The organism is Bacillus sp. GC_Bacil_1 (assembly GCF_026540675.1).
GTDB classification, from domain to species: domain Bacteria; phylum Bacillota; class Bacilli; order Bacillales; family Bacillaceae_G; genus Bacillus_A; species Bacillus_A cereus.
Window position 1 is genome coordinate 169818 of the sequence record NZ_JALNUG010000004.1, and the last position, 20888, is coordinate 190705.

Consider the following 20888-nt stretch of genomic DNA (forward strand, 5'->3'; position numbering starts at 1 on the left):
ATTGGAGGGAGATTACGTGTATGGAAGTAACATTTACAGTAAGTAAGTGGGATGAAAAACCAATCGATGATAATAAAAAAGATTTCCCTATTAATATTGCTCATGTCGAATATGATATTGATGGGGAATTAAAAGGAAAGGCTTTTGTTGAATACTTATTATATTATTTAGACTCAAATATAAATGATGGTCACTTAGCTACTGCTAAAATTTCTGGATTTTTACACTTTGAAGGGATTTATAAGGGGCAACAAGGAACATTTACAGCTCTAGAGCAAGGAATATTTGATAAAGGAAATTTAGATTCCCCAGGAACAATTATTAAAGCTACTGGTAACTTAGAAAACCTGAGAGGATCCTATAATTATCAGTTTACAGGTCAAACTAGTAAACTAATTTTAGAGTTTGAATTTCAGCAAAATACCTTATAATTTAGTGGAAAGGACATTTCTTGTAATACTAGGAATGTCCTTTTTGTTGACGAGTTTATTCAAGTTAAAAATGAACAGAGTATATTATCAGTATTCAGCAATGCATAAAATTTTCTTCATGGGGGAATTAAAAATCTACGCCCTAGAGACATCATGCCCCACCTATTCATTTCTTTTTTTACTAATTAAAGTATAATCCCCGAAAAACTCCCCTTCATAACTTCCTTTTCAAGTTGATTCCTACATATAAACGTCGCAATAATTTTTGTACGATTTTTTTCATCAGGCTCAAATTGTTCAATAGTTACGTCACAACGAATCGTATCGCCGCTAAAAACAGGACGTAAAAATTCAAAATCCATTTTGCGAGCTAGTACGTTATAATCACCGCCAATTTTTGTAGGCAATGTTGATGTTAACAGCCCTTGTACAACAAATCTTCCCTGCTCATCTGGTGTAACATGATGAACGCCTTCATCTTTCGATACTTCTGTAAATAACGCAACATCCTCTTTCGTAAAAGTTCGTTCAAAGTTGATTTTTTCGCCTACTTGCAATTTCATTCATACCCCTCCTCAAAAACACTTGTAAAATAAGAAAAACCGAAACTAAAAATCATTTCGGTTTTTCTAACTAAAGAAGTCTATTTATTTTAAAGAATGTACAAACAACCCGCTACGCAGTTTCGGTTCAAACCACGTTGATTTTGGCGGCATGACTTCTCCGGCATCTGCGATTGCTAATAAAGCTTCCATTGATGTCGGATATAGTGAAAACGCCACTTTATATTCACCGCTATTTACAAGACGTTCTAGTTCTTCTAATCCACGGATTCCTCCGACAAAGTCGATGCGTGAATCAGATCGCGGATCATGTATTTCAAGCACTTGGCTTAATAAATGATCTTGCAGGATAGATACATCTAAACCTCTAACAAGATCATTCGCATCAAACGTTTCCTCTTTCACAGTAAGCTTATACCACTTCTCATTTACATACATACCAAATGATTTGGGCTCATTTGGTTTATACGGAGAAACAGTTGCTTCTTCTACATAAAAGTACTGCGTAATTTGATTTAAAAACTGTTCCTCTGATAAGCCATTTAAATCTTTCACAACTCGGTTATAATCCCAAATCGATAATTCATCATGAGGGAATAGAACCGATAAGAAGAAATTAAATTCCTCTTCTCCTGTGTAATTTGGATATTGTTCTCTTCGCATAAGTCCTACTTTTGCAGCTGATGCAGAACGGTGATGCCCGTCTGCAATATAAAGATTAGGAATATCTTCAAATGCGTTTACTAAAGTCGTAATTACATCTTCATCTACAATCTTCCACACAACATGCTTAACACCGTCTTCTGCTGTAAATGTATAAATTGGCGTATGTTCTTCTTTCCAGCTCCTAATTAAATGCTTTACTTCATCTTTTGTACGGTACGTTAAAAAAATCGGACCTGTATTTGCGTCACACACATCTACGTGGCGAATACGATCTAGCTCTTTTTCATGACGTGTTCTTTCATGTTTTTTAATTGTATCATCTTCATACTCATCAATAGATGTACAAACGACAAGGCCTGACTGCGTTCTTCCTTGCATCGTCAGTTCATAAATATATAGCGCTGGCTCTTCATCTTGTATGAACACTTCTTCTCGTATAAATTGCTTTAAATTGTCGCCCGCTTTTTCATACACGCGATCATCATACGGTGACAGTTCAGGATCTAAATCAATTTCTGCTTTATCAACATGCAAGAAAGAATATGGATTCCCTTTTACAACTTCCCTTGCCTCTTCACTATTTAATACGTCATACGGTAAAGCTGCCACTTGTGCCGCTTTTTCCTCTACTGGACGAATGGCCCGAAACGGTCGTATTTTTGCCACATTCCTCTCTCCTTTACACAATCATTCGAACGGCTACAACACCTGTAATTTTGCTTATATTTTCTACAATATTCTCTTTTATTATATCATCAATTCCGTTATCGATATCAATCATTGTGTATGCCCAAGAATGTTTACTACGATTAATCATATCGGCAATATTAATATGATGTTCTGCTAAACATCCTGTAATTTGTCCTACCATGTTTGGAACGTTTTGATGCATAATTGTAATTCGTTTCTTTCCGATATACGGCAATTCTACGTTTGGATAGTTTACTGAATTACGAATATTTCCTGTCTCTAAATATTCACGTAATTGACGTGCTGCCATTACTGCACAATTTTCTTCTGATTCAGACGTAGATGCACCAAGGTGAGGCGTCGCTGTTACATTTTTCATCTTTATTACATTTTCATTTGGGAAGTCCGTTACGTAATGTGTAATAATATCTTCTTCTAATGCTTTTTGAAGAACCTTTTCATCTACAAGTTCTCCTCTAGAGAAATTAAATAGACGCATCCCTCTTTTCATCTTCTCTACAGCGTGTTCCCCAATAATCCCCTTCGTTTGATTCGTAAGAGGAATATGCAGTGTAATATAATCACACGTTGCAAAAATTTCATCAAGGCTAAATGCTCTTTGCACATGTGTAGAAAGACGCCAAGCTGTTTCAACTGAAATATAAGGATCATATCCGATAACATCCATCCCTAATGCTAACGCATCGTTCGCAACTAAAGCACCAATTGCGCCAAGTCCGATAACACCTAGACGTTTCCCTGCAATTTCTGATCCAACAAATTGTTTTTTTCCTGATTCAACAAGCTGTGGTACTTCTTCACCCTCTAAGTTTTTCGTCCAACTTACACCATTAATAATGTTACGTGAAGACATAATAAGACTGGCAATAATGAGTTCCTTTACAGCGTTTGCATTTGCCCCCGGCGTGTTAAATACTACAATTCCTTTTTCTGTACATCGCTCGACAGGAATATTATTTACACCAGCGCCAGCTCTTGCAATCGCCTTTAAGTCTTTTGAAAACTCTTCTTGATGTAAAGAGTAGCTACGAAGCAAAATCCCATCTGGGTGATTGATTTTATCCCCTACTTCATAACGTTCTTCAGTAAAAACTTGTAAACCTTTTTCTGCAATTTGATTTAACGTTTGAACACGAAACATATCCCCATCTCCCTATCTATTCTCAAGCTCAAATTCCTTCATATAATCTACTAATTGTTTTACACCTTCCACTGGCATCGCATTGTAAATACTTGCACGCATACCGCCGACTGAGCGATGTCCTTTTAGCGTAACGAAACCGCGTTCCTTCGCCTTTTGTAAAAACTCATTATTAAGTTCTTCTGACGGTGTTGTAAATGGAATGTTCATAAGTGATCGATACGCAGGGTCAACTGGTGAAGTAAACAATTTAGATTCATCTAAAAAATGATAAATAAGTGAAGATTTCATTTTATTTTGTTCTTCAATCGCAGATACTCCGCCTTGCTCTTTCAACCACTCTAGTACAAGTTTTGTTACGTAAATACTAAAGGATGGCGGTGTATTATATAAGGAGTTATTTTTACTGTAAGTTTCATAATTTAACATTGTCGGACAAGAGCGATCTGCTCCCCCAATTAAATCTCTTTTTATAATAGCAATCGTTAAACCCGCAGGTCCTAAATTCTTTTGCGCCCCCGCATATATAAGACCAAACTTCGAAACATCATATCTCTCTGATAAAATATTTGAGGACATATCCGCAACGAGCGGCACTCTTTCTACATGTGGAATTTCCACATATTTTGTCCCCTCAATTGTATTATTCGTTGTAATATGTACATAATCTAGTTTTTCATCACTTAATAAACCGTCCAGTTTAGGAATCGTAGTAAACTTCTCTTGCTCGGAAGAAGCAATCACTTGTACTTCCCCAACTTTTTCGGCTTCTTGCAATGCCTTTTTAGACCATGAGCCAGTTAGTACGTATCCAGCTTTTTTATACGTATTCATTAAGTTCAACGGTATCATAGAGAATTGTAATGACGCACCGCCTTGTAAAAATAAAATATCATACTCATCAGGGATGCTCATTAATTCACGAAGTAAGTTACTCGCTTCCTCTATAATACTTTGAAAATAAGAAGATCGATGACTCATTTCCATAATAGACATGCCTGTCCCGTTATAATTTAATAGCTCCTTTTGCACTTTCTCTAAAACTGGCAAAGGGAGTATTGATGGTCCTGCTGAAAAATTATAGACTCTCTCCATTACCCTCATAACCTCCCTATTTCTCATCGGATTATTTTTTAAACTTTCTGAATTATAACCCAAAATATAATATGTGGTCAATTTGTTTTCTATTATTACGGCGCAAGACGCGATGGAATCGCTTGCAAGTGCAGACTTTTTTATGAACATATAAAAAAGTGTTAAGTACATAATCGTACTTAACACTCTAATAATGAAAGAATAATAGCTAATCGTTCGTAAAGAACCGATCAAAAATTTGATAAATAGCAGAGAGACCAATGAGCCAATAAATAGTGTCCACAAGCGCCGGCATAGAACCAAACCATTTCTCAACTACATTGTAATCTAACGCTACAAATAACCAATTCAAACCGCCAAGAATCACCAAAATTACTGTAAGGTAAGACAAAAATTTCATTATGATTGCCCCCTAGGTGATAAGATGGTGAAAGGCCTTTCACTAGAAATATATGTAGTAAACTTTAAAACTTACCTATTTTATAAAATTTATTTTCGGTACCACCCGTTAATAACTGCCTCTGCTTCTTTACTATGTATTTGATACGGATGTGTACTATCATTAGAGCCAATAAACCAAATTGAAAAACCTTTAAAATATGGTTTCGGTTCTAATACATCGCGGTAAGCACGCCATCCATTTAATTGTACATCTTTCGAAAACACATTTGAAACATCTGGATTCCATGGATTTTGTAATCCAAGTTCACGTGCTGGAACGTTAAATCCACCGAAGTAAACTGGCTTTCCTGTTGCATTATGTAATTGTTCCAATTGCTGAACAACATTTTGCCCACGATTATATACTGTTGTCGCAAATAAACTTTGTTTCACTTCTTCATATGTTGGATTCCTTTTTCCTGAAACTTCAAACCAACTATCTATGCTAACAATATCCACCTTTTTTAAATACGGGCGATTGATTTTTTCTTTAAACTTCGCTTCATAAGAAGAGTCCCAACTTGCTGTTAACCACCAGTTCATTTGATACAAAACATTTCCTTTATACTGATTACGAACAAAATTAATTGTATCGCTCCAGTATCCTTCTGCATACTCCATATTCACGAAATTAGAAGCAATCTTTAGTCCATACACATTGTATTTACTTGTAATGGAATTAAAAATATCTTGCAGAATAACCGTCTTCCAATTCCAGAAGAAATCATTAATGTTACTTGGGTTCCATTCTGTCTCTCCAACATTCCCCTGCTGAATATACGGGAACGGTTCCACTATAACTTGAATATTACGCTTTAATAATTCTTGAATTAAAATAATAGCTTGTTGCTTTTGCGCTTGATTAATTACCATATTCGTAGAAGTCACATTCGGGATATCCACTTGAATCGGTACATTTACTGTATTTAAATTTAAGCGCTCCACATCCGCTAATACTTTCGCTACATTTCCAACTTCCCATACTGTTACGTTTCCTGATTTGATTTTTCCAGATTGAACAGTATTTACATCTGCCTGTACATTTCCTTGAAAACAAAAAGAAAACAACATAATAAACACTCCTAAAAAACTTATTAAACTCTTATTTTTCTTCACAACTTTCCCCCTATAATTTTTGGCTTTCTTGATTATTTTATACAACGTTTCATATATATTCCACAAAAAATCCAATAAATTTTTATTGATAAAAATGCTATTCATCCTTTATTCACATCTTACTCATACTAAGCTCCTAAAAATAGTAAGATAAATAAAAAAGGAACGGATTTCCGCTCCTTTTTTATCTTTTTACGATTATCAATCCATTTCCCTTTTAGGCTCTACCAACATGATGTGGGATTCCTTTTCAGTGAAAGGTTTATGCTCAACGCCTCTCGGGACAATAAACATCTCGCCCTTAGAAATTTTCACCTGTCCATCACGGAAATCGATGAACATCTCCCCTTCAAGCACAATAAATAGCTTATCCGTATTAGGATGCTCATGCCATATAAAATCTCCATTAGCTTTAAAAAGCTGAATTTGATCATCATTCATTTCACCAATCACTCGTGGATACCAATAATCGTTAATTTTAGATAACTCGTCATTTAGTTTAATAGGTTGGTAATGGATAATAATCCCTCCTCATTTTTAACTTCCACTATATTACAATAATCTAAGTAAAAAAGTCGTCATTACGCTTAAAAAGAAAATGCTCCGGCCAGAACTTTTCATTCAGATAGTACAAAGGAGTGATTTCAATGAAAGTTCTTTCAATCCAATGTTTCCTTTAACTCTCCATAAGTATAGAACAGTGATTTTCAAATAAGAATGGACCCCTGTTGACATTAGTATGGATTATTGATGAACTTCTCGCGATATTTAGTAGGCGAAATGCCAACTCGCTTCTTGAAAACTCTACTAAAATAAAAAGGGTCTGCGATTCCAACAGCCTGCGCAATTTGTTGTACAGGCACACCACTTGTACATAACATTTTTTGAGCCATCTTTATACGATAGTTCAATACATATTCTGCTGGCCCCATACCTGCATGCTTTCTAAACACGTAAGAAAGACGATTTCGATTAACATTATTTTGTTCTGTAAGCGTATGTATTGTAATATCTTTATAATAGTATTTACGAACATAACTAGATATTCGTTCGAATAAAGTATGCGACTCATAGTTGTTTTCTCTATTGACAACACTTAATAAAGCTTCATTCAACGCTTCGCGAAACAGCATTTCGGTCTGAAGCATCGAAATGCCTCCACGCTGATTATACACATCCCAAAGACGCATAAGTAATTCGACAAGACGAGGAGATTGTCCTGTTAATAATTCAAAATGCTGATGAGTAAAGCCAGAGTCTTCTCGTTCTGAATTGCTTATCTGATATAAAACAAGAATATATTCCCAGTTTATTTCACCAAGCATTTTATGGGCTAATGTCATTTTTGCACCCCCATGTATAACTTTTCCTGGGGAAAGGATATACGGCGTACCATTAAATTGAAATTGCGTCTTCCCTGTAAGTGGAAATACAAATCCTGGGAAAGAATCTGTAGACTCAGCACAAGGCACACCTGGATTTTTAGCATAACGATATACTCCTTCTACTCGGAAAGGATTATTGGCAAGATACTCTGCTAACTCATTCACGTCCAACTTCACAATGCACGCCTCATTTCAATAATAGTTTTCTTGTAATTCGCGAGATTAATTGGTGTACATTCTGGGCAACGCTAAACTAAAAATAGTACATACGACTTAACAAGATCTGGTTATTAACCTATAAATATATTGTTTTTCATTTATTGACAAAAGTATCCTCCCTATATTATTGATAATGATTTTCATTGTAGTTTGATAAAAAAACATTTGTCAAGTTGGATGGCGTAGAAAAATGACGAAACAAGGGGTACAGAGGGACCGTTCTGTTGCAAATAATACCTGGTCTTTGTTAACTAATTCCCCTCAAAACTGGAATAATCATGTTAATAGTTGTAATGGCTTTATTTGTTACAGCACTTGCAGCATGTGGAAATAATCGTAATCCTGAAGAAGTTGCTACAGCGTATTTCGAAGATGGAAACAGCCTACTATCAAATTAAATGATAGTAGGCTGGCTGTTAAAATTATTTAAGAACTGGGTTATGTTCTAAATGATAAGCTTTCATTATCAAAAAGATTATTACTAGTCCCTCCACAAACAAAAACACCCTATCACTTCGGTTCTAAATTTAGCACCTTCCCCTCTATTCCCTCCGTATTCAATGTAGTCGTATGATACGTTCCACTTACCCAATCATCTATTTGATCATGATACCAATCGCTTCTAAAATGTCCCGATTGTCCTGGCCCTACGATATGATAACCGTTTGACATATCTTTCGTATCAATAACAAATCGCCAAGAAGCCCCGTGATTTACAATGCCGTTATCGCCGTAACTCGCTGCTTGAACGGTAACTTGACTTCCGCCAATTGGAACTGGTTTCTCACGATTAAAAGCGAGTAACGCTAACATACTAGATGATTTCGAAATTGGATGTGTAAAAGCGAGTTGATGATAATCGCCCCACTTCCAGGCCCCAACATCGGGTCCATATTCCTTCTGCAATTTCTTCATTACATTCTCGTACGATGTATGCACAATTTTTGTGAAACCTCCGTACTTAGAAAACCATGCACTATTTTCTCCTGCTACTTGTTTCCGGATTAATTCATCCACAACTTGTGACTTCCCTTTAAATAACTCCATTACATCTTTCGGTATTTCTTTTGAAAATAACGTATTTGAAATCTCTTTCATTAATAAATGGAATATTAATGGTGCCGCTTCATCTTTACTATCGTAAAAATTCCACTTTGTTAATTGGTTTACACCTTCTTTCTCTACCTCATTTAAAGATGCTTTATTTAACTCTTTTAAAAATATAGGAGTAAACTCTTTCCCGTATAAATTCTTTTGATCCATCTGTAACTCTTCTAAATCTTTCACCGTATACTTTTCCTTCTCTTGCAAAAATTCTTGAATACGCATTTGCCTATATGGCTGTGCCCACGTATTGCTAATATGGTACGGATACTCATCATCAACAATTTTATTATTCGCAGTTGAAATAAAACCTTCTTTCGGATTTATAACTTTCGGCAGCTGATCAAATGGAATATATCCTTCCCATTCATATTCATCTGTCCATCCTGGAACAGGCAAGCTACCATCGCCTTTTTTACGCACTGGTATATTTCCATTCGCTTTATAAGCAATCGTGCCATCGTTTGATGCAAACACAAAGTTTTGCGTTGGTGTATGGAAATCTTGAAGAGCGGTTTCAAACTCCGTCCAGTCTTTTGCTTTGTTCATATTTAATACAGCTTTTAACTCAGCTGACGGTTCTAAAGCTGTCCACTTTAAAGAGAATACGGTTTTCGTTTTCTCCTTCCCCTTATTCGCAAACTCTGAAATTACTGGTCCATGCCTCGTAATTGTAACGTTATAAGGAATTGTCTTCCCGCCTTTTACTTTAATAGACTCGTCTACAACGGTAGCTTTCTCCCATTTATCGTTATACAGAAATTCATTTTCATTATTAGGATTTCTCTTCTCAATATATAAATCTTGCACATCAGGCCCTGTATTCGTAACGCCCCACGCTATTTTGTCATTGTGTCCTAATATAACACCTGGTACTCCAGCGAAAATAACGCCACTCACATTTAAACCTTGCATTTCAAGTCTCGTTTGATACCAAATAGAAGGCGTCGCAAGAGATAAATGAGGATCATCTGCTAAAATTGGCTTACCTGATGCACTCTTCTCACCGCTCACAACCCAGTTATTACTACCGTTAAACTCCGGCGGAATTATCGTTTTTGAAAAACTTTGCGCTACGTCCACATTTGTATTTTTCAGTTCAGCTAGCAATCTAGGAGCATCTTTCGGATATTTAGGAAATAGCTCATTTGCTTGCTCTTTCGGAAGATTTTTCAGCGCCCAATATCGAAATGCCTGTCCGTGCCAATGTCCTCCTAAGTCAAACGCCATATACTTCCCGATCGTTAAAGTATCAACAATTGACCACTCAGCAGGTTCATAACCTAATATAGTAAACTCAACTGGTAATTTCTTTTCCTCTTTCGCCTCACGTATAAAAGCGTTCACCCCATCAGCAAATGACTGCAGGGCATATTTTGCTTCTCCATCATATTGACTAACTGAAGCTTCTGCCGCTCGCCGTAAACCGAGTGTTCGAAATAATTTATCTCGGTCAACAGCTGCTTCCCCAACAACTTCACTTAACATACCAGAAGCTTGTCTTCTACTTAAATCCATTTGAAACAACCGATCTTGCGCTTGTACATATCCTTGTGAAAAATATAAATCATGTGCATTTTCCGATTTAATATGCGGGACACCTTTACTATCCCGCTTCACCGTAACAGCGTGTTGTAAATCCTCTAGCTTTATCGTTCCATCTATCTTTGGCATAGATTTCAGCGTATATATATTCAAAAAAATCACAGCGGAAATAACTAACAAGAGAACGATACCACTAGCCCAAATAAAAATTCTTCTTCCCCTTTTTCGTTTCTTCTTTATAACGACTTCCATATAACCACCCCTTTCTCACACTATTCGCTTCTATAGTAAAAGAACCTTTTAGAATAGAAAAAATCCTTATCCAAACTATGGGTCATACAAACCGAATACTTCTCTCCTATGCATTCCTTCACTAAAATCTACTCGTTCTTTCTTACACCAATTCCTCAAAATCCCCTTCACATAAGCTAACGTTTTCTTATTATTTTCAAACGCAATTTTAAGTGCCACTAACACTTTCTCTCCAGAAAATCTTTGTATCCAATTCTTCAATTCTTTCACAATATATGGGGATAAACTACTAATATTTTGTTCATAAAACTTATAAACTTGACTATTTGGAACGTCCTCTTCTATACTTTCTACCTCTTCCGCTTCTTCTTTCTCTTCAATAACTACTTGTAAACTACTATTATCCTCTTCTTTTGGCATACCAAAATGCTGCAATAATAACGGAATCGTGTATTCTTCTTCAAGGCATTTACGTAAAAACATATGTATGAACTCATTACTTTTTACAGTCTTTAACTCACGTAATACGCACTTCTCCACATTCGTATTTGAAATAGGGTTATAGTGTAACCAGTTTATTATGAATACCTCTTTCGTTTCCGTATCATATAAAATCTTTCCATACTCAACAAACCTGTTTAGCAACTTCTCAACAGTCTCCATACTATAACCTGTTTCAAGCTCTGCCACACGCTTCGGTAATATGTAAATACCACATTGGTTCGTTTTCGTACCAGTTAACAAATATATGTAAAAATAACGCTCCTCTGGCGTTAAATCTAATATGAATTCATCTTGCCAAAAGTTCACCTGCACATTACGGTATACCGCCATATGTTTCCCTCCACTCTTTGCTAGTAAATAGGAAGATTTTAATCCTTCATTATAAAAATAGGAATGCGGGAATGGTTTTGGCATTCGAATTACAATTTTTTTTACTACTGCAACGCCGGTTTCATTTTTTCGTGCTTGTTTTGTTCTTGTAGTTGTTTTTGTTTTTGTTTTTTCTGAGTGATTTATTACTTGGTAGGGGCTTATGAGGGGCTTGAAAGGGCATTCTGCATTACAATCTATGAAATACAATTTGTTCTTCCTACTAAATAGGAGCTATTCCAAATTATTATTTTGGATAGCTCCTTTCAAATTCTTCTTATTTTTTACTTCTACCAATGTCAGCTTCTACATACAATTTATTCTGCTATTTGCAGGCAGTAAAACTCTCATTTCAAAATTCGGTGAATAAACTGCTCGATTGCAACGCGAGTGGCCCCACTGATTAAAGTTTTATTTTATTTTATTTTATTTTTGCATTGAATCTAACATCTTCACAATAAAGGCAGCTGCCTGACCACGAGTTGCTGTACCTCGGGGATCAAACTCATTATTTCCAACACCATTAACTACCTTTAAGCTGTATAATCGTTGAACCGATTCTTTGTATGTTATTAAGTGCTTATCTGTAAATGGTAATGCTACTAACTCACCTGTAATTCCTTTGTATCGTAATGCTTTGTCAATCATAATAGATACTTCTTCACGAGTAATTGGTGAGTTAGGATCAAAAATCCCTTCACCACGACCATTAATAATTCCTGCACTTGCACAACGTTTAATACCGTCATGAAGTGATGGATGTGCCTCATTAATATCTACAAATGACTTATTTCCCTCTGGTATTTTAAGAGCATTCGAGATTAATTTCGCAAACTCCGCTCTCGTTACATTTCGATATGGCGCAAATACACCATTGCCTTCGCCTTGCATAATACCTAGACTGTTTAATTTACGAAAATGCCCTTCAAACCAGCCACCTGTAATATCATCTTTTGGTTTTTGTACTTCTTCCTTAGGCTTTTGTACTTCTTCCTTTGGTACATTGTAGTTAATTTTAATCCAACTTGGGTCATAGAAAATCCATTCTCCATTACCTACTTTATACCAACCATTTTTAACCGCTAATACTTTGTAACGATCTCCGTTTGAAGCTTTACGTACAACACGATGTTCAATACCCGCATCACTACGTACATTGATGCCACTACCATTTACCACTAGTTCCATGCTAGGTTCAGCTGGATTATTTTCATTTGGATTAAATGAGTCATTTTTATCTTGTAAAGGCGTATCAATCTGCGCATTTATATTTGCATACCACTGAATTCCTTGTACGAAACCAGCCCAATTACCACGTGAAATTAAAATGTCAGGACATTTTTTCCCGCTCCATTGTTGATGCTTGTAAATATGATCTGCACCAATTCCTTCTTTGTTCATTAAATAACCTGCAAGTCGTTTTGCATTTTCTAAAGCTTTATTGTAATCACCGTCTTGGTTAACCGCGATCTCGATACCGATAGACTCCCTGTTTCCTGATCCATCTCCATCTCCTGCATGCCAACCGTTTTCGTTTGTTGGTAAGTGTTGATAAATTTGTTTATCGTCTACAGTAAAATGCCATGAAGCTGTTCGGAAAGTGCCTTCCGTTGCTTGTTTATACAAATATTTCGCATGATTTTCAGCATTAGCACCAGCGGCCGTATTTGCCGTCTCATGGATTGTAATGTAACGTGCTTTCATCGGATTTGCAGGACGAATATCAGAGTTTCCTGCTGGAACAATCCACTCTACAAATGGAACTCCTGCAAGTGTTCCATATTTCTTCGTACTCGGTGCACTATATTGAATACCTCTTGGCTTTGCAACAAGTTTCATTTGACGATCAGATCCATCATTTCGACCATCTACAGATTCAAATGCCTTTTCAATATTTGAAATAGCTTCCTTTTCTGCTACTTGCCCCTTCTTTGAATCTTTCATTTTGTTTAATTCTTCTGTTTCATCATGTTTATGCTTATATTCTTCTAAAAGCATTTTTTCATTTTCAGATACTTCTGCTTCGTTAACTTGTACATGATCAGGAACTTCCAACTTGAAATTAGAATAATTTAATCCGCTCGTTCCATGTTCTCCTTCAGCAATATTTAGTTGATCAGTTTGAGATTTGTTTATCTCTTCTGCTGATGCTGATAAAGGTACACTCCCTAAAATCACTAGACTTGTTGATAGTGCGATTACTTGTTGTTTGATTGTCTTATTCATTATTATAAATAGATATACACACATTTTCGCCGTGTATATATCTCAACCTCCTTTTGTTGTCACATTAATTTTAAAAATACGAATCTACTATGTACTTCTAATATATTTTCTTTTTATTTATATATTTAAATTATATTATTTTATGCCCGTTAAGAAAATATTTATATGTCATCCCTACAAATGAATTTCATCTAACATACTTTTTACAAAATCCGTCAACAAAAATTATTTTACAACTAATTACCAATACCGTCAAAAGCATTTTCAACAATCCACACTTTAATAGCTATAGTAAATGCTATTTCTTTCACATTATATACTATTACAAATTACCTTTAACTTGTCCGACAATTTCGTTTATCGTATTTTGATCAAACTTATCACTAATTTCGTATGGCTCACGATCTCCTACGAATTGCACGCCTACGATATCATTGCGATCCTTACCGTATTGCACTTCAATGATAGATCCACGCTCTATTTGTTTCCAAATGAGGCCTGCTTCATCTTTATTATCTAAAATAATGCAGTCTTCAATATTTTCATCAATCCCAATTAACTTGTTATCATCTATATATCCAATCTCGTATTGTTGCCGTTCTTTCGCTTTTCCGCTTACTAGTATACCTTTGCTACCATATGAGTAATCCGTATAGTCCTTTTTCTCCTTTTGTACCCCTTTCGGCTTTTGTGCTTCAGTTTTTTCAGCAGCTCCACAACCTGTAATAAGACCAATTGGCATAACCATAGTTAATACTACTCTAGTAAATTTCTTTATCATTTATAACTAACCTCACATACTTAATTTAAAATGCTATTTATTTCCTTATTATAAAATAACATGATAATACAGAGAGAGAGCCAAAGATAAAATATTATTTACATCCGTATTGTCCCTCCCTTTACATCAATATAGTATCCTCATAAGTATGAATAGCTAGGCTTTCAAAATTAATACGGGAATATTATAGAAAGTAGACATCCTACTCACATACGATTAGTATTAGAATTGAAAATATATAAACTAGATGATTACTTATATTAAGGAAGGAAGTGCACAGCTATGGATTTTAAAACAGTCATGCAAGAGCTTGAAGCCCTTGGTAAGGAAAGAACGAAAAAAACATACATCTCTAACGGTGCACACGAGCCGGTTTTTGGCGTAGCTACAGGTGCTATGAAACCAATCGCTAAGAAAATAAAAGTAAATCAAGAGTTAGCTGAGGAACTTTATGCTACAGGTAACTACGATGCTATGTACTTTGCAGGCATTATTGCAGATCCAAAAGCTATGAATGAGTCTGATTTTGATCGCTGGATGGACGGGGCATATTTTTATATGCTATCTGATTATGTGGTAGCAGTAACTTTATCGGAGTCAACTATCGCCCAAGACGTTGCGGATAAATGGATTGCAAGTGGGGATGAGCTACGAATGTCAGCGGGCTGGAGTTGCTACTGCTGGCTTTTAGGAAATCGCAAAGACAATGAATTTGCCGAAAGCAAAATTTCCGATATGCTTGAAATTGTAAAAAATACAATTCATGCTGCGCCAGAACGAACAAAATCTGCTATGAATAATTTTATAAATACTGTAGCAATTTCATATGTGCCACTACACGAAAAAGCAGTCGAGACTGCAAAAGAAGTTGGTATAGTTGAAGTAAAACGTGATAATAAAAAAAGCAGTTTGTTAAATGCTTCCGAAAGTATTCAGAAAGAAGTCGATAGAGGAAGAGTTGGTTTCAAACGTAAATACGTTAGATGTTAGATTATTAAAAAAGGTGTCAATCAAGAAAGATTGGCACCTTTTTTTAATGTAGAAGTAGAAAATGGACTACCTCCCTAAAAATCATTCATTTCCCTCTTTACAACTTATATGTTAGAAATTTCTTCTTTCACTTTATACACCCTATCTCTTTTCTCATCGTTTTTAACAAAAGTAAGCTTTCCTTCTGTAACAAAGCCTTCCAACGCTAAGCATACTTGTCCATATGCTTTTGGCTTATTCGTTGTAAATCTTTCGTCTGATATTTTACCAGATCGTATTAACTGTTCGCATAGCTCCAGTGCACTTATTTCTTCAGAATCCATTAATTCCAATATATCTTTTTGCAATGTTGATAAAGGTGCAGGTATCTCGGCTACCTCTACCTTTTCTTGTTTATTTTCTTTTTCGTCTTCAAATAAATCTTCAAATGAAATTTGATTCATTACATCTTTTCCTTTCTCACAACGAATTTGCTTAACATGAACTGAACCCTATATGTACTAGAACTTTTACATTTAGTTATTGTTATGTAGTCCTTACCTCTTTACATAGATTTTATAACTCATGTACATTATTTTAAGTAGTATATTTCCATTATACCAAATATACGTTCTGCCATCTATTGTAGAATTCGTTATTACTGAACTGAAATCAATAGTGAATATCCGGTGCACAAATCATGCAAACAAAAAAATGCTAATCGCATTGTTTGAACTACTTCCACATGTCTATCAAGCTAAGAAAAACGAACATCCAAAATAAAAAAGCGAGGTTACTATTGTAGTACCTGAAAAGCAGGCAGTCTTTAAGGCTTAGTTAAGTAAGTATTATATGTTGTGAATGAAAAAGGATCTGATATGAATATCAGATCCTTTTTCATTGCTTCTTTTATAAATGTAACTTTTTTATACATACATCGTTTCACACGATAACTGGTTCATACGTGCTTACATTATCATACACTGTTTTCGCAATTCTAGGAGGAAGATTAACACACCCTCCAAATCTGACTTTTTAATAGAATCAAAGTGTATTTTTACTTACCAGACTTAATTTTTTCGTTATATTCTTCTAAAGTTAACCCTTTTTCTTTTAGATAAACAGCAACTTCTTTTCCTACATAACGATAGTGCCATGGCTCATACTTAATGCCAGTAATATTCTCTTTATCTTTTGGATAGCGGAGAGTAAATCCATACTCTGCAGCATTCTTATCTAACCATTTGAATGCATCGGTAGTTTCAAATTTTGCATTTAAATCTTCTACAGTATTCTGCCATTCAACTGAAATAATGTCTAACGCTAATCCAGTATGATGTTCACTTGCACCAGGATACTGAAGATATTCCAATGCTTTAGCACTAGCTTCTTTGTCCGACAAACCTTGAGATTTATAGCTTTTAACTGAAGCATCATAATACGTTTGTTGTAATTTTATAGCTCGATAACCTGATCTTAAATAAAGATTGATTCCCTCTTTTTTTGCAGCTGCTACCATATCCTGATAGGAAGTTGCAATTCTACTATCTATTTTCATATTCGGCTTAGCATTTTGGGTAATACTTGTTAATTCAATTCCTAATTCCTTTGATAACATATGCTCTCTATTTACAAGAATAATTCTCCAATCATTAGGATCAGAGATAGGTAAAACATCTTTTTTATTCGCATGTATCTCTTTTTTATTTTTATCGTTATTATTAGTAGTTTCCTGAGATGTTTGCTTTCCACTACAAGCAGCAAGACTCCATCCCATTGCCAATACCAATGCTAAAATTATAAATTTTTTAATTGTATCTCATTCCCTTTTTGTTTATTAGTCTTTATACCAATTTCCCAACACGTCTCTAGGAATCTCCTTGAAATCCTTCAAAGAAACGGGGCCGACAAATTTTTTAATTCCATGTTTTTTAGACTCTTCATCCGAATAATCTTTTAAAAATTGAATTTTAAATTGTTTCTTACCATCAGCGTAGTCGGTTACTGTCGGTACGATTGCCGCTTGTCGTATACCAAAAGTTTTATCTTCATACTTGACGAATTGTATATAAGATAGTCCTCCAACCAATGTTTCTAATTTTTCTTGAGCAGAAATAAGATTTCCAAGAGAATAATAGATTAGCGTTTCATGTCCATCTTTATTTTGTTTCCACTCAATTGGTTGAATTACATGTGGATGATTTCCAATTACTACATCTACACCTAAATCTGTTAAATATTGAGCAACTTCTTTTTGTTGCTTTGAAGGTGTTGAGGTATATTCTACTCCCCAATGCACCATAACAATCACCATATCAGAGCTACTCTTTGCCTTTTCCACATCATTTTGTATCGCTTTTTTATCAATTAAATTTAAAGCCCAAGACTTATCAGCCGGAATTTTAATTCCATTCGTACCATATGTATAATTTAGTAACGCAAAGCGAATACCATTTTTTGTAATCGTTTTTATTTCATTACGCTCGTTTTGACTCCCATTAATGCCTACTGGGATAACATCCGGATATTTCTTCCAGTATTCTCTTGTATTCGCAACACCTTTAATACCCATATCCATAGCATGATTTGTCGCTTGAGTCACTATATTGAATCCAGTGTCCACTAAAGATTGACCTACTTCTTCAGGTGTATTGAAAGTCGGATATCCCTGTACTTTTAGATTATTTCCTGCAATTGGAGTCTCCTGGTTCACGATAGCAAGATCACTTGATTTAACAGCTTTTTTGATATTTTCATAAATATAGTTATAATCATATGAACTGTCTTTTTGTTTGCCATCTTTAATTACTGCGTCATGATATAAATTATCACCCGTTGCTATTAAATTCACAACCGATTTTACTTTTTTATCTTCCGTAAAATTAGGAGACTGTTGGATAGGACTCTTCTCTACCCAATTTGGTGCTTTTAATGATGTATCTATATTAGATTCAGCCGGTGGTAATGAAGCTTTAGATGTCTTAACATCTGTATTACCACAAGCAGTTAAAAGCACTAAAAAAATAAGACATAATAAAAAAAACTTTTTACTTCTCTGTAAAGTATCTAACATGTGATCCTCTTTTCTGTTTTATTACTTATAACCAGTTCTAACAAATCATTCTTTAAAACAACGTATTTTGGTTTTACCCTTAATTATGGAAGGACACTCTGTTACATCTGCTTCGGAATATACAGATAATCATTTTCCATTCTCTAGCAATCTATCAATTCCATCAGGATGTCGACTAGTTTCATATACCTGTTCCAATTGCAGTAACTCGTTTAATCTAAACAAAATAGAAGAATAGTTCATATAGCCTCTTCTCTTGCTTTACGTTTGTGAGTGGCTCCAAAAAGAGGGGATCGTTGCTGTACCCCCTTTAAACATTATGGAATCATTGTAACTAATTTCTTTACGTTAAGCGACAAACATTATACCGATAACAATAAGTAAGACCCAAGAACTTATTTTACCAATATACAAAAAAAGTAGCAATCTTTTGACCCATATAAAGAAGCCAATTAGGAGAAATGAAAGGGAGATTCATTTTAATTAATTCCTTCCTTCACTGATTAATAAAAAAACAAGCCACCCAGCTATTGGATGGCTCTATACGATAAAGAGAATTTGTTATTGGATTACTTCAATTTCCCTTCAAAAACAATCTTCCTACCGCACGGCTCAACTACTGTTTTGCCGTCTTTCTTTACTTCATGAAAGATCGGCTCTTCCATACGACGAGACGGAGCGTAGCCTTCTTGTTCCATACGTGCTAAGCAGTCTGTAATTGTTTCATTTTCTAGTACTTCAAATTTCTTTTTATTAGGTTGTTTTGTCATGCCCTAACCTACTTTCTATTTTTCTTGATGCGAATTGATTCTTCATGTAGACCATATATAACATTGCTAGAATTCCCATTATAATCATAACCGCAATAAAAAAGCTTGTATACTGTATTTTTTCTATAAATACGCCGCCTAATACAGGCCCCATAATACTTCCTAAACTAAAAGCGATTCCGGATAATATATTACCTGCCGGTAGTAAGTGTCTCGGTAATAAATCAGTCATAAATCCAAGCCCTAAAGAGAAACACGATCCAATAACCATACCCGCTAGAAGCATGCAGGCAAAGACGATCCAGTAATATTGATCAAATACGGCGGCAAGTAGAAAAATGCCCGTACTTATGCTAAACGTCCACGTTAATATACGATCCCTTCCGTATTTATCACTCAATATACCGAGCGGAATCTGTGTAATAATACCCCCAACTGCAAATGCTGGTAATAAGAAGGATACATCTGAAACAGACCACCCTTTACGAAGTGCGTATACTGGTAAGTTACTATTTAACATGGCCTCAAGTACACCGTATGCAAGTGGTCCTAGTAACGCAATCCACCCTAATCCAACAACTTGTTTATAACGAGAAAATGATGATTCACTCTTCACTTCTCTTTCATCTTGCGCTGGGAATGCATTTTTTGTTGGAAGTAGTAAAAGCCAACCTATTAAACAAAGTATAGTAGATATAATAAATGGTGTTGCAAGACCGTACTGCACAGTGCTTGCTAAATACGGACCAACAGCAAAACCAATTCCGAAGAATACACCGTATATCGATACTTGTCTCCCTATTTTACTTGGGTCTGATGTTGTCGTGATCCACGTTTGTGTTCCGACATGAAGCATATGATCTCCGACTCCAACTAGAAATCTAAGGATAAACCATACCCAAAACGAAAATGTTTGTGTAAAAAAGAATAATGAAATAATAACGAGAAACCCACCTATAACAATAATTGGCTTCATTCCAAACCTTTGCATCGGTTTTTCAAGAAACGGCGAAATGACTAATATCCCAATGTACAATGCCGTCGCATGAATACCATTAATACTCGAACTAACCCCTTCTTGTTCAAAAATCATTGCAATGGCAGGTAAGAGCATTCCTTGTGATAAACCCGAGATTGCTACAATCCCAACCATAATCCAAAAAGTAAAACGCATTGACATCCCTTTCCCTCTCCTTCTCACGCTTTCCACTTTTCATTATAAACTGTTTCTGCAAATGCGTGTACGAATATTCGCAATAAAAAACAAGCTAAAAGAATGAACCTTTTAGCTTGTTATCTTATCCTTCCCAAACTTGTGCTTTCACATTATAATGAAAATGTTTAAAATATGGATTTTCATAAAATGATGGTCCATATAAGTAATGTTGCATATGAGCTGTTAGTGGCTGCTGCATTTGTAAAGGAACTACAGCTGGTGAAACTTGCATATACATCGGATCTATCATTATTTTTGTATAGATATGATGATCATATGGCGAATAAGCGATTAAGGATGGTTTATGCATT

The 20888-nt window shown here is 35.3% G+C and carries 20 protein-coding genes; 2 read left to right on the forward strand and 18 right to left on the reverse strand.

Annotated elements, in window-relative coordinates:
* The first annotated feature begins 20 nt into the window (after positions 1-20).
* Positions 21-431 (forward strand): DUF3224 domain-containing protein, encoded by a 411-nt coding sequence (locus OXT04_RS08220; protein ID WP_000454093.1) that lies wholly within the window; start codon positions 21-23, stop codon positions 429-431.
* Between the two features lie 185 nt (positions 432-616).
* Here the strand turns inward: OXT04_RS08220 and OXT04_RS08225 are convergent, their stop codons facing one another.
* The 12 genes from OXT04_RS08225 to OXT04_RS08280 all read right to left on the reverse strand — a co-directional run bounded on the left by OXT04_RS08225 (position 617) and on the right by OXT04_RS08280 (position 14549).
* Positions 617-994, reverse strand: a complete 378-nt coding sequence (locus OXT04_RS08225) for a MaoC family dehydratase (protein WP_000776354.1) — start codon at positions 992-994, stop codon at positions 617-619.
* Positions 995-1078: 84 nt separating this feature from the next.
* Positions 1079-2326 carry a DUF1015 domain-containing protein gene (locus OXT04_RS08230; protein ID WP_001063081.1) on the reverse strand — a complete coding sequence of 416 codons (1248 nt, stop codon included), beginning with the start codon at positions 2324-2326 and terminating at the stop codon, positions 1079-1081.
* Between the two features lie 13 nt (positions 2327-2339).
* Positions 2340-3512, reverse strand: coding sequence for a 3-phosphoglycerate dehydrogenase family protein (locus tag OXT04_RS08235; RefSeq protein ID WP_000490222.1), 1173 nt, complete (start codon positions 3510-3512; stop codon positions 2340-2342).
* Positions 3513-3524: 12 nt separating this feature from the next.
* A complete protein-coding gene (serC, locus tag OXT04_RS08240) occupies positions 3525-4607 on the reverse strand; it encodes a 3-phosphoserine/phosphohydroxythreonine transaminase (RefSeq protein ID WP_000442914.1) in 1083 nt (360 codons plus the stop codon).
* 208 nt (positions 4608-4815) lie between these two features.
* The gene (locus OXT04_RS08245) at positions 4816-5007 is read right to left on the reverse strand and encodes a DUF378 domain-containing protein (RefSeq protein ID WP_000670804.1); all 192 of its coding nucleotides are present in this window, start codon (positions 5005-5007) and stop codon (positions 4816-4818) included.
* Positions 5008-5096: 89 nt separating this feature from the next.
* Entirely contained in the window at positions 5097-6164 is a 1068-nt protein-coding gene (locus OXT04_RS08250; protein ID WP_000739781.1) for a glycoside hydrolase family 113, read from the reverse strand.
* A gap of 201 nt (positions 6165-6365) precedes the next feature.
* Entirely contained in the window at positions 6366-6605 is a 240-nt protein-coding gene (locus tag OXT04_RS08255) for a cupin domain-containing protein (RefSeq protein ID WP_000997182.1), read from the reverse strand.
* Positions 6606-6898: 293 nt separating this feature from the next.
* Entirely contained in the window at positions 6899-7726 is an 828-nt protein-coding gene (locus OXT04_RS08260; RefSeq protein ID WP_061660427.1) for a helix-turn-helix transcriptional regulator, read from the reverse strand.
* A 552-nt stretch (positions 7727-8278) separates the two neighbouring features.
* Positions 8279-10669, reverse strand: a complete 2391-nt coding sequence (locus OXT04_RS08265; protein ID WP_267414132.1) for a penicillin acylase family protein — start codon at positions 10667-10669, stop codon at positions 8279-8281.
* Between the two features lie 75 nt (positions 10670-10744).
* On the reverse strand, positions 10745-11587 hold the full coding sequence (locus OXT04_RS08270; protein WP_267414169.1) for a DnaD domain-containing protein: 843 nt from the start codon (positions 11585-11587) through the stop codon (positions 10745-10747).
* Between the two features lie 381 nt (positions 11588-11968).
* Positions 11969-13768: an S-layer homology domain-containing protein gene (locus OXT04_RS08275; RefSeq protein ID WP_267414133.1), complete on the reverse strand. Its 1800-nt coding sequence runs from the start codon at positions 13766-13768 to the stop codon at positions 11969-11971.
* Between the two features lie 322 nt (positions 13769-14090).
* On the reverse strand, positions 14091-14549 hold the full coding sequence (locus OXT04_RS08280; protein ID WP_098390006.1) for a hypothetical protein: 459 nt from the start codon (positions 14547-14549) through the stop codon (positions 14091-14093).
* 282 nt (positions 14550-14831) lie between these two features.
* On the opposite strand from OXT04_RS08280, the gene OXT04_RS08285 reads away from it, so the two are divergent.
* Positions 14832-15539, forward strand: coding sequence for a DNA alkylation repair protein (locus OXT04_RS08285; protein ID WP_000346347.1), 708 nt, complete (start codon positions 14832-14834; stop codon positions 15537-15539).
* A gap of 104 nt (positions 15540-15643) precedes the next feature.
* On the opposite strand, the gene OXT04_RS08290 is transcribed toward OXT04_RS08285, so the two are convergent.
* The 6 genes from OXT04_RS08290 to OXT04_RS08315 form a co-directional block, all read right to left on the reverse strand.
* A complete protein-coding gene (locus OXT04_RS08290) occupies positions 15644-15982 on the reverse strand; it encodes a DUF3895 domain-containing protein (RefSeq protein WP_001071899.1) in 339 nt (112 codons plus the stop codon).
* A gap of 593 nt (positions 15983-16575) precedes the next feature.
* Entirely contained in the window at positions 16576-17307 is a 732-nt protein-coding gene (locus tag OXT04_RS08295) for a M15 family metallopeptidase (RefSeq protein ID WP_000241993.1), read from the reverse strand.
* A gap of 48 nt (positions 17308-17355) precedes the next feature.
* Positions 17356-18591: a CapA family protein gene (locus OXT04_RS08300; RefSeq protein WP_267414134.1), complete on the reverse strand. Its 1236-nt coding sequence runs from the start codon at positions 18589-18591 to the stop codon at positions 17356-17358.
* 569 nt (positions 18592-19160) lie between these two features.
* Entirely contained in the window at positions 19161-19361 is a 201-nt protein-coding gene (locus tag OXT04_RS08305) for an NETI motif-containing protein (protein ID WP_000166303.1), read from the reverse strand.
* A complete protein-coding gene (locus OXT04_RS08310) occupies positions 19345-20541 on the reverse strand; it encodes an MFS transporter (protein WP_000062798.1) in 1197 nt (398 codons plus the stop codon). Before OXT04_RS08310 ends, OXT04_RS08305 begins: the two co-directional genes overlap by 17 nt.
* 118 nt (positions 20542-20659) lie before the next feature.
* On the reverse strand, positions 20660-20887 hold the full coding sequence (locus OXT04_RS08315; protein ID WP_000549496.1) for a hypothetical protein: 228 nt from the start codon (positions 20885-20887) through the stop codon (positions 20660-20662).
* Position 20888 lies beyond the last annotated feature (1 nt).

Bases quoted from the DNA above. Each gene is read 5' to 3' on its own strand.
- OXT04_RS08220 (WP_000454093.1), top strand. From the start codon at position 21: ATGGAAGTAACATTTACAGTAAGTAAGTGGGATGAAAAACCAATCGAT.
- OXT04_RS08225 (WP_000776354.1), bottom strand. From the start codon at position 994: ATGAAATTGCAAGTAGGCGAAAAAATCAACTTTGAACGAACTTTTACG.
- OXT04_RS08235 (WP_000490222.1), bottom strand. From the start codon at position 3,512: ATGTTTCGTGTTCAAACGTTAAATCAAATTGCAGAAAAAGGTTTACAA.
- serC (WP_000442914.1), bottom strand. From the start codon at position 4,607: ATGGAGAGAGTCTATAATTTTTCAGCAGGACCATCAATACTCCCTTTG.
- OXT04_RS08245 (WP_000670804.1), bottom strand. From the start codon at position 5,007: ATGAAATTTTTGTCTTACCTTACAGTAATTTTGGTGATTCTTGGCGGT.
- OXT04_RS08255 (WP_000997182.1), bottom strand. From the start codon at position 6,605: ATGAATGATGATCAAATTCAGCTTTTTAAAGCTAATGGAGATTTTATA.
- OXT04_RS08265 (WP_267414132.1), bottom strand. From the start codon at position 10,669: ATGGAAGTCGTTATAAAGAAGAAACGAAAAAGGGGAAGAAGAATTTTT.
- OXT04_RS08270 (WP_267414169.1), bottom strand. From the start codon at position 11,587: ATGCCAAAACCATTCCCGCATTCCTATTTTTATAATGAAGGATTAAAA.
- OXT04_RS08275 (WP_267414133.1), bottom strand. From the start codon at position 13,768: ATGAATAAGACAATCAAACAACAAGTAATCGCACTATCAACAAGTCTA.
- OXT04_RS08280 (WP_098390006.1), bottom strand. From the start codon at position 14,549: ATGATAAAGAAATTTACTAGAGTAGTATTAACTATGGTTATGCCAATT.
- OXT04_RS08285 (WP_000346347.1), top strand. From the start codon at position 14,832: ATGGATTTTAAAACAGTCATGCAAGAGCTTGAAGCCCTTGGTAAGGAA.
- OXT04_RS08290 (WP_001071899.1), bottom strand. From the start codon at position 15,982: ATGAATCAAATTTCATTTGAAGATTTATTTGAAGACGAAAAAGAAAAT.
- OXT04_RS08300 (WP_267414134.1), bottom strand. From the start codon at position 18,591: ATGTTAGATACTTTACAGAGAAGTAAAAAGTTTTTTTTATTATGTCTT.
- OXT04_RS08305 (WP_000166303.1), bottom strand. From the start codon at position 19,361: ATGACAAAACAACCTAATAAAAAGAAATTTGAAGTACTAGAAAATGAA.
- OXT04_RS08310 (WP_000062798.1), bottom strand. From the start codon at position 20,541: ATGTCAATGCGTTTTACTTTTTGGATTATGGTTGGGATTGTAGCAATC.
- OXT04_RS08315 (WP_000549496.1), bottom strand. From the start codon at position 20,887: ATGCATAAACCATCCTTAATCGCTTATTCGCCATATGATCATCATATC.